The sequence below is a fragment of the Mesorhizobium sp. B2-1-3A genome, assembly GCF_006442655.1.
Taxonomy (GTDB): Bacteria; Pseudomonadota; Alphaproteobacteria; order Rhizobiales; family Rhizobiaceae; genus Mesorhizobium.
Window position 1 is genome coordinate 126,683 of sequence record NZ_VFWK01000006.1, and the last position, 15,909, is coordinate 142,591.

9 protein-coding genes are annotated in these 15,909 nt (G+C 61.0%); 6 read left to right on the top strand and 3 right to left on the bottom strand.

Features of this window, described 5'->3' with window-relative positions:
- Nucleotides 1-110: 110 nt before the first annotated feature.
- Nucleotides 111-2,687 carry an AMP-binding protein gene (locus tag FJ977_RS25130; RefSeq protein ID WP_246683329.1) on the bottom strand — a complete coding sequence of 859 codons (2,577 nt, stop codon included), beginning with the start codon at nt 2,685-2,687 and terminating at the stop codon, nt 111-113.
- A 482-nt stretch (nt 2,688-3,169) separates the two neighbouring features.
- Here FJ977_RS25130 and FJ977_RS25135 point away from each other — a divergent pair, with 482 nt between their 5' ends.
- The 6 genes from FJ977_RS25135 (at nt 3,170) to FJ977_RS25160 (ending at nt 13,583) form a co-directional block, all read left to right on the top strand.
- On the top strand, nt 3,170-4,387 hold the full coding sequence (locus FJ977_RS25135) for a glycosyltransferase family 4 protein (protein ID WP_140774870.1): 1,218 nt from the start codon (nt 3,170-3,172) through the stop codon (nt 4,385-4,387).
- Nucleotides 4,384-5,643, top strand: coding sequence for a polymerase (locus FJ977_RS25140; RefSeq protein WP_140774871.1), 1,260 nt, complete (start codon nt 4,384-4,386; stop codon nt 5,641-5,643). The genes FJ977_RS25135 and FJ977_RS25140 overlap by 4 nt, the downstream gene beginning before the upstream one ends.
- Nucleotide 5,644: 1 nt before the next feature.
- Nucleotides 5,645-7,642 carry an asparagine synthase (glutamine-hydrolyzing) gene (gene asnB, locus FJ977_RS25145; protein ID WP_140775213.1) on the top strand — a complete coding sequence of 666 codons (1,998 nt, stop codon included), beginning with the start codon at nt 5,645-5,647 and terminating at the stop codon, nt 7,640-7,642.
- Between the two features lies 1 nt (nt 7,643).
- Nucleotides 7,644-9,854, top strand: a complete 2,211-nt coding sequence (locus tag FJ977_RS25150) for an exopolysaccharide transport family protein (protein ID WP_140774872.1) — start codon at nt 7,644-7,646, stop codon at nt 9,852-9,854.
- Nucleotides 9,855-9,927: 73 nt separating this feature from the next.
- Nucleotides 9,928-12,162 carry an oligosaccharide flippase family protein gene (locus FJ977_RS25155; RefSeq protein ID WP_140774873.1) on the top strand — a complete coding sequence of 745 codons (2,235 nt, stop codon included), beginning with the start codon at nt 9,928-9,930 and terminating at the stop codon, nt 12,160-12,162.
- Nucleotides 12,163-12,380: 218 nt separating this feature from the next.
- Entirely contained in the window at nt 12,381-13,583 is a 1,203-nt protein-coding gene (locus FJ977_RS25160) for an acyltransferase (protein ID WP_140774874.1), read from the top strand.
- 224 nt (nt 13,584-13,807) lie between these two features.
- Here the strand turns inward: FJ977_RS25160 and FJ977_RS25165 are convergent, their stop codons facing one another.
- Complete coding sequence (locus FJ977_RS25165) at nt 13,808-14,938, bottom strand: NAD-dependent epimerase (RefSeq protein ID WP_246683330.1); 1,131 nt, start codon at nt 14,936-14,938, stop codon at nt 13,808-13,810.
- Nucleotides 14,939-15,120: 182 nt separating this feature from the next.
- A complete protein-coding gene (locus tag FJ977_RS25170; RefSeq protein ID WP_140774875.1) occupies nt 15,121-15,798 on the bottom strand; it encodes a helix-turn-helix transcriptional regulator in 678 nt (225 codons plus the stop codon).
- Between the last annotated feature and the right edge of the window lie 111 nt (nt 15,799-15,909).

The following is a 15,909-nucleotide window of genomic DNA, read 5'->3' on the forward strand; positions in this document are numbered from 1 at the left end:
ACAAAACATTACGAAGTCGGATAGCTGTCTTGGCTCCGAGGCATTTGATTACCAAAGATATTTAGCGCTCCACGCAGAACAGTGGAGCGCGCATCGCGGCCATCTATTTGTTATGTGCCGCGCACCAGAAATGCCCTTTCTATCAATGGACGGTTATGGCTGAGATGGGGTTCAATGAGCATGTCGAGGTGTCCGCCCACGATCGGGACTATGCTCAGATCGGCAACGAAAGCACTCCAGCCAAGGTCTGCCGGAACGCCTGTGCGCCTGCACCGGAACAGGGTGGCGGTAATCGGCAATGCGGGCTTCGGTCGCGCGAGCCACTGGCCAAATGCACGCATGCGCAGGATTTCCTCGAGCTCGAGGCGCAGAATGAATCGCGTCCTGGCAAAAGCCCTCCACTTCAGCCAGTCGATGCCCCTTGCCAGCACAGCCTCGGCACCAAATTGGGCAAACAATTTTGCGAGCGCCCGCAAGGTCATGCGATCCACCGTCACCCTATGCGCGCGGATGCGCTGGGCGGTGCGTGCAAGGGTTTCGCGGTAGTTGTGCCGCCCTGGCCCGATGTTGGTGTCGAGGATTCCCAGGAACGTGACCGATCGACCCGCGGCAACAAGTTTGGCGGCGGCCTCGAACGCGACACCGCCGCCAAGCGAATAGCCGATCAGATTGACATTGCCTTCTGGCTGGGCCTGGCTGATCTGCTCGACGACCGCATCCACCATTCGCGGTATTGTGTCATGGCCCTTGAGCAGATCGTTGAGATCCCCGTAGCGCACCGCGACAACCTTGGCGACAGTGCCCATTTCGGCGCCGAAGGCCGCCAGACTTGGACCGTAGCCGATCGATCCCGGCACAATGAACAGGATGGGCTTGGGGCCGGAGGCATCGACACGCGAGCTGCCTCCATCTTGCCCTGGAGACGCTGCCCTGACGACATCTGCGAAGCTCATCCCGACAGTGAACGCGTCCAGGTTGAGCTCACGCCCCAAAGCTGTCTCAAGTTCCATGACGAATTGCAGCAGCTTCAGTGAATCGCCACCGGCATCGTCCCAGTGGCTGCCAGCCGCTTTCTTACCCGGGAGTATCCTCTCCCATACGGCGGCCGCGGCACCTTCGATATCGAGCGGGTCGGTCGCCTGCCGGACATCTTGCGCGTTTTGGGCGTCTTGCGCATTCAGCGCGCGATCCAGATCCCGCAACTTGACGCCGTCGACCTTGCCGCCCTTGAGCTGCGGTATCTCCTCAACACTGTGCAGACGTGTTGGATGAACCGCCGGGGGCAGGGCTGTCCTGATCAAGTCGCGCAAATCAGCAATGAACTTGCTTCCGCCCGGTCTCGCGGGGACGACGAAGGCCACCAGTTCGTTCGCGTCCGTCACCACCGCAACGGCATCATTCACTTGAGGCGCGCGGCGCAGGACGAGTTCCAGTTCGGCGGGTTCGACGCGTCTTCCGTTGATCTTTATCTGGCGTCCCTTTCGCCCGACGATCCACATCCGTCCAGTGTCGTCGACCTTGACCAGATCACCCGTTGCGAAGATCCGAAGCTGGGGATCGGCGGAGCTTGCCTGAAGAGGGACGTTTTCCCCATCCACCCAATAGCCCAGCGTGGTGTAGTTGCTTTTGATCAACAACTCGCCCTCGTCCCCCGGAGCGACCTCGCATGCGTTTTCCCCCACGACCGTGTATTCGATGCCGGGGAGGACGAAGCCAACCGGGACCGTTGCGCCCTGTTCCGGGTAGTCCCTCGGCAGGAACCACTGCGTGCCTGTTGTTTCCGTGGACGAATAGCTGATCTGCACAAAGCAGGACTCGGGAACGCTGGCGCGGAGCCGGTCGATGTCCGACCACAAGATCTTTTCTCCACCAACGCGCACGATCCGCAGTGAAGAGAATGTGTCGGACGCGGAACCATTCATCAGCACACGCAGCAGCGCGGGCACTAGATAGGCGACCGTCACCCGCCATTTCTGGAAATTGTCGCGGGCGGCTCGAATGCCGGCGCTCTCGATGTCCAGGAGATACAATGTGCCCCCACACAGCATGGGGGTCATCATCTCGCGGCATCCCGCGATTGTCGCCGGCCCTGTCAGCGGCATGAACACATCGTCAGGACCGATGTGGCAGGCATCTACATATTGCTGGACGCGGTGAAGGATCGCCCGTTGGCTGTTCACGACGCCCTTCGGAGCCCCGGTGCTGCCTGATGTATACAGAACGATTGCCGGGGCATCGACCGACGGATCGGACGGCAGCGCCGGCAAGCTGCCCTCCGTTGCGGCCATGCAGCTTGCCGCATCGATCCATTCCAGGGGCGAGGCATCCGGCCAGCCTGCCGGCTTGCCTGGTCCTGGCTTGACGATCGCGGCCAGCCGCGCGCTGGTGGCAATCGCAGCGAGACGCTGAAACGGATCCCGGGGATTTAACGGCACGGCGGGCCTGCCAGCGCGCATCGCGGCGAGCATGGCCACCGGATACCACAACGTATTTCCGATAAGGAGCCCGACCGCCTTGCCCGGTGGGACAGAACCAGCGATCGCACCCGCCAGGTTTCGGACTGCGTTCAACAATTCCGCAAAGCTGAGCGATGTAGAGCCGTCACTGATCGCGGTTTTGTCCGGGCATCTTTCGACAACTCGCTCCAGATGCCAGAACGCCGGTTTTTCAGAGAAATCGTCGCCCATCCATTGGAATGGATGGCTGGTTGGTCCGTCCACGTCCAGAGGGCGGGTCGATGCCCGTTTCCATGTGAAATCGTCTGGAGGTCCGATATTGCGATCTATCGTAACGTCCTGCCGCGTTGCCAGCCCACTAACGGACGCCAAGGGGCGTGGGAACGAGCTTTCTGAACGCAGGCGCTCGAACGCTTCCAACACAGTCCCCCTTTTGCTGACTGGCTTTGCAGTGTCCTACGCGACCATGCCGGTCGTGGCATCGTTAGAACGAATGATTCCGGACCGGACTCGGCGATCCGATATGCGCCGACCGATCATCGCCGCATCGTCCAACGCCCTGCTTCATTCAAACAGACGAGGACAGCGGGAAGGCCTGCTCCTAGCGTGGATTTGGCGTTGTGTGCGTAGGGGCGATGAACGGCCATGAGAGCAGATCCAAGAGCCAGCCATTTGATGCGGTCGGGATACTGCCGGCATCCTGGGGGCATGGGATGAGCCCGCACCTTGTCTGCATCGGAGGCGAGGATCACCGCCTCAGAATCCCATTCCTGCTGGCGATGCGCGAGAAGGGTTTTCGAGTCACTGCCGTGTCGAGCGATGCGGGGGCCGCCTTCTCCCTCCATGGCATTCCCCATCGCCGATTTGGGTTCGACCGCTTTAGCAGCGGCGGAGGGGAATGGGGCGCTCTCGGCACGGTCCGCAAATTGATGTCCGAACTGCGTCCGGACATCGTTCAAAGTTTCGACACCAAGCCCAATCTCCTGACCCCCTTGGCCGTGCGCGGGCAGGTTCCGGTCATCCGCACCATCAATGGCCTTGGGTGGACATTCTCGTCGCTGGAGCCGCGCGCTCTGGCGCTGCGTCCGGTCTTCTGCGCTCTTCAGGGCCTCGCGTCCTTGTGGACAGCGATGACCGTCTTCCAGAATCGCGACGATCAAGCCTTCTTCGAGCGCTACCGGCTGGTGGGCAACGGCAAAGCGCGGCTGATCCGCAGCTCTGGCATCGACCTGGATGCATTCTCGACAGCAAGGTATCGTGGTCCGTCGGCCGCCACGATGCGCGAGGAACTGGGGCTTCAGTCGGCCGAAGTCGTGATCTTTGTCGGTCGGCTGACCCGTCAGAAAGGGATCCCGACCCTGCTCAAGGCGGTTCCCCGCATCCTCTCCGAGAGGCCCAATGCACGTTTCGTGCTCGTCGGCCCGCAGGATTCGGAAGGTCCATTTGCGGTCAACAAGTCCGATATCGAGCGATATGCTCCTCACGTGATCGCCTTGGGGTCAAGGCGGGATGTTCCGGCCCTCCTTGGCATGGCCGATCTGTTCGCGTTTCCGACGCAATATCGCGAGGGCATTCCGCGCGTGCTGTTGGAAGCGGGATTGTCCGGATTGCCAATCGTGGCCTCGAGAATGCCGGGCTGCAATGACGTGGTCGAGGATGGCTGGAACGGTTATCTCGTCGCGCCGCGCGATGCGGAAGGCTTCGCATCCAGAATAATCGAGATCCTGTCCGACCGCGCCCGCGGAAAAATCATGGGCGGCCGTTCCGTCGGACTCGTGCGGGAGCGCTTTTCGCTGTCGTGGGTCGTCGATCAGTATTGCGAGCTATACAAGACCGTGCTCGGTGGCAGCGGCAGTCTTGCTCGATCGGCCCCCGCGACCATGATGGAAGAGCGTGCGCGAAACCCCCGATTGGGTGAGGCGCGGCAATGATCCGTGATGCGTTCCTGGCCATCGGCATAGCAATGTCCTACGCGGTGCAGCTCAGCATTCCGGGGCTGCCGTTCGGCTACAGCGAACTCTTCCTCACGCTCTGGATATTGATGTCGATCACGCGGGTCCTTGCTGGCGGCCGGCTGGAGGTAACGCCGGCCCTGGCCAAACTTGCACGTTTCTGGCTGATCCTGACGCTTGCCCTGGGCGTCGGTTCCATCATCGGCTTTATGACGACCACATTGTTTCTCGATCCGTTGTTGCATGACACGATGGCGTACGTTTTGTTGGCCTGTGTCACCTGCCTGGCCGCAGCGGAGCCGAACGCGGCTGTCCGTTTACGTCGTATCGCCTGGTGGATGGTCGCTATCGCGAGTGCTTGCTTTGTCGTTCAGCTAGGGGTTGGTTTCGGCTGGATCCATCAGTCTGGCGTCCGTCCCTGGTACTGGGACCGCTTTTCCGGCTGGTCCGAGAATCCGAACCAGCTTGCGCTCTACTGCGCTCTGCTTGGTCCCCTGGCCCTGCATCTTGCCATAACCACCAGCAATCCGTGGGGAAGATGCCTTGGGCTATTCAGCCTGATCATCACCTTCTATGTCGGAAGGCTGACAAAGAGCGATACCTATCTCTATACGACAGTCCTGGCCTGCCTGATCCTTCTGGGATTGCGGCTTCGGGCCTTGCTGGCAGGCGACGGCGGCAAGGCCAGCCTTTCGCGCCAACTTGCCCTCCTGCTCGCGGTTGCGTTCCTTCCATTGGCGGTGTCGATGGCGCCTTACGCGCTCAGCGAGGCCGCCAGCGCCGAAGATTTCGCCAAGAGCCTCACCAAGGACAAGGGCGGGGAAGCGACCGCGGAAACCGCGGCACTTCGCCTCTATCTTTGGGACGCGGCATTGGACAAGGGGGCAAGATCCGGCTCTCTGGGTCTCGGCCCAGGCCCACACCTTGATACTCCGCCCGTGGTCAATCAGCAGTTTCTGCCGCGGCCTTTCGAGGCCCATAGCACGATCCTCGATCTCTACACTCAGGGCGGCCTGATTTCAGTCCTGGCCCTGGTGTGGATCCTCGGCTCGGCCGCCTGGTCCGCTTGGCGTGCGAGGCTGGACGCTCTCGTGGCGCTTACGGCATCGATCGCTGTCTTCAGTGCTCCGCACCTGATCATCCGCCATCCGATCGTGTGGTTTTCTTTGACCCTCTGCCTTGTCGCTGGAACACCTCAGTCGGTTCCCACGATCATTCGTCAGAGGAGATATTAGAATGTGCGGGATCGCCGGAATTCTCTTGGCGCCAGATGCAGCCGATACCAATGCCCTCAGGGCGATCGGGCCGATGGCGATGGCCCTTCGTCATCGCGGGCCTGATGGCGAGGCATTCTGGATGAGCCGTGAGGCGGGGATCGCCTTCGGACACCGGCGCCTGGCCATCGTCGACCTCTCGGAGGCGGGTCGCCAGCCGATGCATTCCGCAAGCGGCCGGTATGTCATCACCTTCAATGGCGAAATATACAATTTCCGCGATCTGCGTCGCGAACTGGAGGGGGAGGGCCACCATTTCCGTGGCACCAGCGACACGGAAGTCATGCTGTGCGCGATCGAGAGCTGGGGCCTCGATACGGCACTCCAGCGCTTCGCCGGCATGTTCGCTTTCGGGCTGTGGGACCTGAAGAAACGGATTCTCCACCTCGCCCGCGACCGAATGGGCAAAAAGCCGCTCTATGTCGCCTCGACACGTGAAGCGCTCGTCTTCGCCTCGGAGCTGAAGGCGATCACGAGCTTCCCCGGCTTCAACCCTGAACTCGATGTCGATGCGGCGGCGACGATGCTTTCGAAAGGGTGGGTGCCGGATGACCTTTGCATCTGGCAGGGCGTGTTCAAGCTGCCGCCTGGTTCAGTCCTGTCGGTGACGGCGGCGGATTTCGCCAATGCCCGCGGCGCCGGGTCGCTTGCGCATCGTGTTCGCCGCTGGTGGTCGCTGGCCGATGTCGCCAGCAAGGCGCAGCGGGATCCGATCGCCGGCAGCGACGAGGAGCTTACGACGGAGCTCGACAGGCTGCTTAGCCTTGCCGTCAAGGAACGCATGATTGCAGATGTCCCGCTTGGCGCCTTCCTGTCGGGCGGAATCGACAGCTCGGCGGTCGTCGCGCTGATGCAGGCACAGTCCCGGAAGCCCGTTCGCACGTTCACAATAGCGTTCGGCGAGAGCGGGTTCGACGAGGCTCCCCATGCGGCCGCGGTTGCTCGGCATCTGGGCACCGATCATACCGAACTTCACCTTTCACCGGCCGCGGCGCTTGACGTCATTCCGGAACTGCCGCGGATCTGGGACGAGCCGTTCGCCGATGAGTCGCAGATACCGACGCTGCTGGTCTCGCGCCTCGCCAGGCAGCACGTAACGGTGGCGCTATCGGGCGATGGTGGCGACGAGTGTTTCGCGGGCTATTCCCGGCACTTCCTGGCAACCCGCCTCAGAAGGCAGCATGAGCTGCCATCATCGTTTCGTCGAATGTTGGCGGCGGGGGCTGGATTGCTGGCTCAGGCCTCCCACCGAGACATCTTCGGCAGCCTGCCGCTTTCGGCGAGTATGCGGCACGGATTGCGCGGTGACAGGTTGAACCGCCTCGCCGCCCTGCTCGCGGCGCGAGATGAAGACGAACTGCTTCGGCAACTGACGGGGTCTTCCACCAACAGCCTCCTTCATCACAAGCCGCCGGCATCGCTTGCCGTCGCAGCAAAGCTCGACGACCTGCTTTCGCGTCTCCTGTTCGACGACATGACAGGCTATCTGCCGGGCGACATATTGGTGAAGCTCGATCGCGCCACCATGGCCAACAGCCTCGAGGGGCGGTGCCCGATCCTGGACCATCGCGTCGTGGAATTCGCCTGGCGCCTTCCGACCAGTGCCAAGGTCCGTAATGGCAAGGGCAAATGGATCCTTCGCCAGCTCCTCGATCGTTATGTCCCGCGCTCACTGGTCGATCGGCCGAAGCAAGGTTTCGACGTTCCGGTCGGGGCCTGGCTGAAAGGACCCCTGCGCGACTGGGCAACCGATATCATCGCCACGATACGCCTGTCCGCAGACGGGGTCATCGACTGTGCGAAGGTCGACGCATGTTGGCGCGATCACCTGCGTGGAAACCAGGATCATTTCCGCGACTTGTGGCCGCTGCTGATGTTCCAGGCGTGGCGCAACGAAGCCATGCGGCCATCGGCGCCGGCAACGCATCTTTCTTACGATATCGAACTGACAGGGGATTGAGATGGAAGGTTCCATAGCCAGCCGCGCCAGACTTCCGCGCGCTACGCAAATGGCCGTCGCTACGCTTGACACCAATTCGCGGATGAGGCGACCGCCGCGCGAGCATATGCAACCGTCGTCTCCCTTCCATCAGCTTGTCACCACCCTGGCGACGAGAAAATGGTTGTTGCTTGCCATCGCCCTTCTGGGTGGCATCCTGGCCGGCCTGGCGGGCCTTACCCGTCCGGTGCTGTTCGAGGCGACGACGCAGGTCATCATCGACGCCCCAAGCACCGGCAATCCGGGTGGCGCGGCGCTCGTTCAAGACTCCCTGGATTCGAGCATAGATGACCATCTGACGATGCTCTCGTCGCAAGCCCACCTGCGTCGAGTTCTGGTGGCACTACGCAAGGCTCAGGATGCCGACGCTGCCGGAAAGAGCGGCATCAGTGCCGTCCCGCCCGCCACTGGCTCATTCGTGAGCAATCTCCTGAACCGGATCTGGTCGCAGGGCAAGCCGGCGGCGGGAAGTCCGGAAGCGGCTGATGCCGCCGATGCCGCCGAGCTGAAGACGCTGCGGAACGGGATGAGGGTTGGACAAGAGCTGCGCTCGCGCGTCATCACCATCGGCTTCACCGATGCCAGTCCGGCGCGTGCAGCGCTCATCGCCAACACATTCGCTCAGGTCTATATCGAAGACCTCGTGCAGAAACGTCGTGCATCGGATCAGCTCGAGCTGGAGTCGCTGGTCGCCGGTCTGCCGCAAGTACAAAAGGATCTGGTCGCCGCGACCGATCGGCTGGAGACCTACCGGCTGACACACGGCGCCGTTGATCAAAGTGCGGCCAACAACGCAGCCAATGAAACAGCGGAGCTCGGCCGGCAGATTTTCTTGTCGAAGGCCAATCTTTCCGCCTCGGAATCGCGCCTTAGCCATATCGAGGACCTGCGAAAGGCGGGCGCCTCTGTCTCGGCCATAGCTGAAGAGATCGGATCGCCTGTGTTGACGGACCTGATGGCACGCCAGCCGGCCGTTGCGGACGGCGATCCGGGCAGCGCGATCACCCTCGAAATGGAACAGGCCATCGCACACATCGCCGCGGAGGCGAATGTCTACCGCGCGCAGGTCGCGGCTCTCGAGGACCGCAAGAGAGTGCTCGATGCGGCCGTGGCCGACACCGCGAGCCAGCTTTCCGGATTGCGCGCCCTTGAGCCGCAGGTGGCCATCGTGACACAGCACTACAACGAACTGCTTGGCCGCCAGCAGGATCTGATACGGCGCATCGCCGCTCCTTCGCCAGGCGTAGCGGTCCTTTCGACGGCATGGGCGCCGTCAAATCCCAAGACCCTGTCGCCAATTTTCCTGATTCCACCCGGCATGATCGTGTTTGGCCTGATGGGGGCGGTGTTCGTTCTGATCCGCAACAACTTCAATCAGACCTTGCGCAGCGAAGCTGAAGCCGAAGCCGAGCTTGGGATTCCGTGCATAGGGCTGCTTCCCAAGGTTTCGGGACTTCATGCGAGACAGCTGCGGCATCTGGTACTGGGCCAGCAGAACTCACCGTTCAGTCGAGCCGCGACATCCCTTCTCGTCACCGCGGCGCCCACTCAGGGCAGGGGTCAGCCGCCGCATATCATCCTCGTGACGTCCAGCATCCAGGACGAGGGCAAGACAGAACTGGCATGGAGCCTGGCGCTGGCGGCAACGAGACTGGGCGGAAGGGTGCTTTTCCTCGACCTCGATCGCAAGGACGTGCGGCTCACGAACGAGTTTCGTGGTGAATTCAGCACCATCAAGGCTCACAACTCCTTCGGAGACTATGTGAGTGAACGCTGCGCGCTGCAGGATGCAATCACGAGAATGCCAGAAGTCGGCATCGACCTCATGGCCGCCCCAGCCCCTTCGGATGATCTGCTGACACTTCTGTCGACGGTCGACAAATCCCAGTTCACCGATGAACTGCTCTCGGTCTACGACGTCGTCATCATGAACGGGCCCCTGGGACTCGACGGCCCCGAAACCAGACTTCTGAAGCGCTGGGCTGACGCGGTGCTTTTCGCCGTTCGCTGGGACAGGACGAGGCGCAGCATTGCCCGTGGTGTTCTGGAGTCGCTCCGGGGCGGTGGATCCGTTGCCGTTCCAGTAGGGAGCGTGCTCACCCAGGTGAATCTAAAGAGGCACGGCGGCTACCGGCTCGGGGATAACGCCGACCTCCTGTTGGCGAAGGTTTGATGGGCCGTGCCTCCGCTTTCCGCCAAATACCACAGGGAACTAGGTGCGTTCCCGCAATCGGACCTGACCCGGAATGATCATTGAATTTTTTGGACCGCCAGGATCCGGCAAAACAACCTTTGCACACGCGCTGGCAGAGCAATTGCGTGGGAAAGGCTATAACGCCAAGGTCGCCCTCAGCTATAAGCCCAGCACGAGGGCGGGAAGCCTTGATCTTGGAATCGTTCTGTTCATCACGAGAATCGCGTCGGCAATATTCTCCACTCTAAGAATATTGCTTTCCTCGGGCGGGATAGCGAACGATCTGTCGATTTCGCTGTCGATGGTAAGATTGATAACACCAAAGAAGCGAATCTGGCGTGCTCGAATCTGGCGATATATTTTGCATCTTTCGCATTGCTGGAGCCGGGCCAGGCAATCGCCTGATATTATAATTTTCGACCAAGGATACGTTCAAGCGATTGGATCGCTGGCGATTTTCAATGGGAACACAGACAACGATGTGCTCGCAACGGCGCTCAGCCTCGCGCCGCGGGCCGATCTCACCATCAGGCTGGTGGTGCCGTCGGATGTCGTGGAGAACCGTTTACGGCAGCGGATCAAGCATCAACCGCCGGCGGAGCGGGTCTTTGAGGCCGACTTGAACGTGAATATGCTCTCCGTTGATGTGTTCGAATCCATAAATGGTCTTCTCGCGACTTCCGGCCAAAAAATTATTCCCGTCGACAATGTCGACAGTCAATCGAAGTTCAAGGGTATTTGTACAGTCGAGAAGCAAGTCATTTCCGCGCTTTCGCGGATGGATAGGGGATTGGCAGGTCAAGACCGAAGAGAAGGCGTCCCCGAAACCCATGTCATGGGTCTCGACAGTCGCGTGTCTCGAAAGGCTTCAGTTTATCCCGCTGCCCCTCCCTCAATAGCCACACCTCGACGGAACAAGGACGTCGGCTCGCGGCTCGCTCGGGCAAGCGTCTTCGCCCTTATGATATATATCGGAGGTGCCGGGCTGACGAGCCTTGCACAACTGGCCATTGCACGTCTCATCGGACCCGGCAATTACGGCATCTATTCCTATGTTCTGGCTTGGACTTCAGTGCTCGCCTATCTGGCAACGCTTGGTTTCAATGTATCCTTGCTGCGTTTTGTGCCCGCCTACAGAGCCAACGGCAGGCTTGATCTGGCGCGGGGGGTGATAAAATTCGCTCTGCAGAAATCGCTTCTTGCGGCGGCGCTGTTCGGAATGACGGGCGCTGCCTTGGTCCTCTTCTTTTCGGATCACGCGCGATCGGATCATATGCGAAGCGGACTTGAGATCAGTATCGTGCTTGGCATGGCGGCCGTACCCTTGATTACCGCCTATGCCATTGGCGCTACGGTCATACGCGCCTTTGGGGGCGTCGTCTCGGCGCTGTTGCCGGAGCGCATCGTGCGAGATGGGCTCCTGCTGATATTGGTGGCGATCATGGCCAAGTCCGCTCTATGGGTCGTGGACGCGCCGGCGGTGATGGTGGCGGTGCTGATAAGTTCCGCCTTCACGGTTGGGCTGGTGTTCATCACCGCGAGGAGGTTCGAACCATCTGGCTTGCGGCAGACTCAACCCAGTTATGCATCAAGGGAATGGTGGTTTGCTGCCCCCCCGCTCATGCTCATCACCGGGCTCGATGTTTTCGTCAGCCGGGCAGGGGTGCTGGTTTTGGGCTGGACAGACCATATTCGTGAAGCCGGTATTTTCGCCTTGGCGTTGAATGTCGCGATGCTTGTGGGACTCTCTCGCATCGCCGTCGCCACCATGTTTTCGCCAACCGCGGCCGATCTGCATGCCAGGGGAGATCGTCAGGCCCTGCAGCAGCTGTTTGCACGGGCTACGTTGCTTTCCGCCGGTGGCGCCATAGCGGTGGCCATCCCCATGATGCTGATCGTCGAACCGTTCTTGAGCTATTTCGGTGAGGGCTACATCGCGGGAGCGCCAATCGCGCGTGTTCTCATTTTGGGATATGTCTTTGTCGCGCTGTGCGGGCCTCAGCAGAATCTCCTGACCATGACTGGAAACGAATGGGCCGCCGCAACGACGATGATCGCCGGCGCCGCGGCCAACATCATAGCCTGTGCCGTCGGCGTCGCGATCTACGGCCCGATCGGCGCTGCCGTGGGTGTCGCGCTTGCCCTAAGTATCTGGAGCGTTGCCATGGCCATCTATATCGGCAAGCGACTGAAAATCTTGCCGGGCTTGGTTTTTGCCCTGCTCTCGATCAGGCCGAACGCGATTGACGCCCAGCAAGGGAATTGGTTCTTGAGGGCGGGCAAATGAGGGCACTTCATCCATCGGTGCCGGTCCCCGTCGTCGACCAGTCAGTGAACGAAGGCCCCGATGCATGTTCATCGGCATCGCGGCGGCGGGTGGGCTTGGCACCATCCGAGATGGCTGAAGGCCTGCTGCCATCATATTTTACCGGCTGTGTCCGTCATATGAAGGATGCGTGAGTTCCGGACGCGCGTCACCGTGTTGTGGCAAGCTGCGGAGCATCCATGGGACAAGAACCAATGGCGGCGGCCTCGACGTCTTCGATGCGCCATCGGTCCGAAAGATCGACGCCTGTCGAGCCCGGTCAACGTCAAACCCTCACACAGGTCCAGGTTCTGCGCGCCCTCGCGGCAACTTCGGTTGCGCTGCGCCACGCCCAGCATGATGCGGCGACGCTGGAATCGGAGGCCGGCCGCACCTTTCAAGCCTGGGATCCGATACCATGGAGCGCCGGAGTCGATATCTTCTTCGTGATCTCCGGCCTGATCATGGTGCACACGTCACGACAGCTGTTCGCAAAGACGGGTGGCGCGCGTCTCTTTCTTTCTCGCCGGATAGCCCGGATTGTCCCGCTTTATTGGTCGGTCACCACGCTCTATCTTGCCGTGGCTTTGCTCGCTCCCACCTTCCTCAACCAGACCTACATCAATTTCAGGTTTGTAATCGAATCCTACTTCTTCATCCCCGCCACTCGCCCTGACGGCGTCGTTCAGCCTCTCTACGAGCTAGGTTGGACGCTCAACTATGAAATGCTTTTCTACGTGTTGTTTGCAGCGGCGATCGTGCTCCCCATGCGTTGGGCCGTCACGGTCCTGCTCACGACCCTGGTGGGGATGGTGCTCGCAGGCCGTCTCGCGGCGCCTTTGCGAGAGCCATTCGCGTTCTGGACCGATCCGATCATCCTCGAGTTCGCCTTCGGCGTGGTAATCGGCATCATGTGCACCTCGACCCTGCGGCCATCCGGTTTCATCAGGGCCTGCGTCGCTGCGACAGGACTGGCCGCCCTGATGCTCGCGGCGGCCTTTCCCGATATCTCGATCGGCCTTGCTCGCCCCGTTGTTTATGGCATCCCGGCATCTCTCATCGTCTGGAGTGCTGCCTTGGCACCAGGCGAGCTGCGGCAGGAAAGCCTGGCCGCGCGATGGGGCGCTGGTGTTGGCGATGCGTCCTACGCTCTCTACCTGCTGCATCCGTTCGTGATCCGCGCCATGCGCATCTTCTTCTGGCGAACCGGCCTGATTTTGGTGCTTGGCCCCTGGACCTTTATCGCGTTGGCGCTGGCGACCACTTTCGGCGTGGCACTCATCATCTACCGCCTGTTCGAGAAGCCGCTGACTGGCCGTGCCCGACGCCTCTTGGGAGTCGGGTCCAGCGCCCGACAGCAGCTGCGCCCATTTCCGGTGCCGGCGTATCCCAAGGCAGACTGACCGAGCACCACAACGCTGCCGGCCAGGGCAATTCCGGGAAAAGTGTGAAACGTTCTCCCGCAAGAATCCCGTCAAAACAAATAGTTAGAGCAGTTCGCCATCTCCGTGAATGGTGAACTGCTCCAGGGCGAACGCCATCCGTTCGCATGTGGAACCCCATGGGCTTGGGTAGATGAACCGGCGTTGCCCTCCTTCCGGTTGCCGCGCCGGCACCCGTTTCTCGCCTATGCCGGAATGAACGCTTGTCGTTCCCGGCTGGCGGGTTTTCCGTGAAAATCCCGGTACCATTCCACGAACCGTTGCACGCCGTCCTCGAGTGCGGTTGCCGGCGCAAAGCCGACAGCGCGGCGAAGATCGCTGACGTCGGCGCGGGTTTCTAGGACGTCGCCCGGAGGCAAAGGCACATTGACGCGAAGCGCACGGCGGCCGAGCGCCTTCTCGATGATCGCGATCAGGCGGTTGATTTCTTCGGGCCGGTCATTGCCGATATTGTAGACCCGATAGGGCGCCGAACTGGTGGCGGGATCGGCCGCCTGACTGTCCCAATCGGGATCCGCGCGCGGCGGCGCGGCGAGCACTCGAACCACCCCTTCGACGATGTCGTCGATATAGGTGAAATCTCGCCACACGTGGCCGGCATTGGCGATTTCGATCGTTCGTCCCTCGGCTATGGCATGGGTGAACGTATAGACCGCCATGTCGGGCCTGCCCCAGGGACCATAGACGGTGAAGAAGCGCAATCCGGTCACGGGCAGGCCGAACAGGTGGCTGTAGGAATGCGCCATGCATTCGTTGGCGCTTTTGGTCGCGGCGTAGAAGCTGACCGGATGATTGGCGCCATGGTGCTCGGAAAACGGTATGCTTCGATTGGCGCCATAAACGGAGCTCGACGAGGCATAAACGAGATGGCCGACGCCGGTGTGCCGGCAACCCTCCAGGATATTGAGAAACGCGACGATGTTCGACTGCACATAGGCATGTGGGTCGACGAGCGAATAGCGCACCCCGGCTTGAGCGGCGAGGTGTACAAAATGCGATGGCCGGAAGTCGGAAAACAGCGCTTTCACGAGCGCCTGGTCCGCAAGATCCATCCGCATGGGAGTAAACCTCGGCTCGGCACAGAGGCGTGCAAATCGCTCTTCCTTTAGCCTTGGATCGTAGTAGGGCGTGAAATTGTCGACGCCGACAACCTCGACGCCGTGTCGCAAAAGCCGCGACGCGACGTGAAATCCGATGAATCCAGCGGCACCCGTGACGACGACCGGCCCAGCGCGCGCAAGTTTCGACACAGCGCCGTCAGACTGCACGCGAGCGGCATCCGCCAGCTTCCGCCCTGTCGAATTCAGTTCGACCATAGCAAGTCACTCCTGTTTCGAGATCCCAGGCGCTGCCTGTGTCCGACCGCGCGTCGAAATGGGCATGGAGGGTGCCGTCAGTTCCATGACCGTGGCAACGCAGCCGCACGGCTGCGTTGCTACGCTCGATTCCCGATCGAGTGGATCCGGACGGATGCCGACACCTGGCGAAGTTGCCTATCTCACGGCAGGACCGAAATGCGCCCCAGAAGAGCCACCAGCTCTGCCTGGCGCTTTGTCTCGGTCTTGGCGAACAGCGAGGCAAGCTGGGAGCGGATCGTCGTGCGGCTGAGGCGCCAACTGCGAGCGATCTCCAGCGGCGCGTCGCCTTGAGCCAGGCGCAATGCCAGCTGCGTTTCCGCGCTGGTCAGGCCAAACATCCTTTGCAATGTCTGAGGATTGGCCGCTGACGTATTCTCCCGATCCAGCAAGGCGACGATGCTCGTCCCGTCGGGCGCGATGACGCCCGTTTCATTCAGGATCACCGGCCTGTCGCCTCTGCTGCGGATCACCACCCATGACAGTGAGCCTGGCTGAAAATGGACCGGAACATTCGCGACCAGCCGCCTTAGCCCCGCGGAAAGCTCGCTGGCCGTTTCGGCCGCTTCGCCCTGCCGCTCCAGTGTGTCTTGAGCGGCCCCATTCCATTCGATTACTTTTCTGTCGCGATCCAGCACCAGATAACCGCAGCCTATGCGGTCGAGCATGCCGGTTATGGATTCCAAACTGCGTCGCTGTGCCCCGCCAATTCTGGCGTCCGATCGATCCGAGAGGTGTGTCGAGCGTGCATTGCGAGTATTCCTCAGTACGATGTATTGGCTGCCCGCAGCCACGTCGTTGTGCCTGTCAATCAGTGTCATAGCTTCTACCCCAACCCTAGTTGCTTCTGACGCAAGTAAATTACGCATCATTTACTTGCTATGAGTTTCACATATCACCCAGAGCGCGCTCCTCTGTCTTGGGTTTTGACA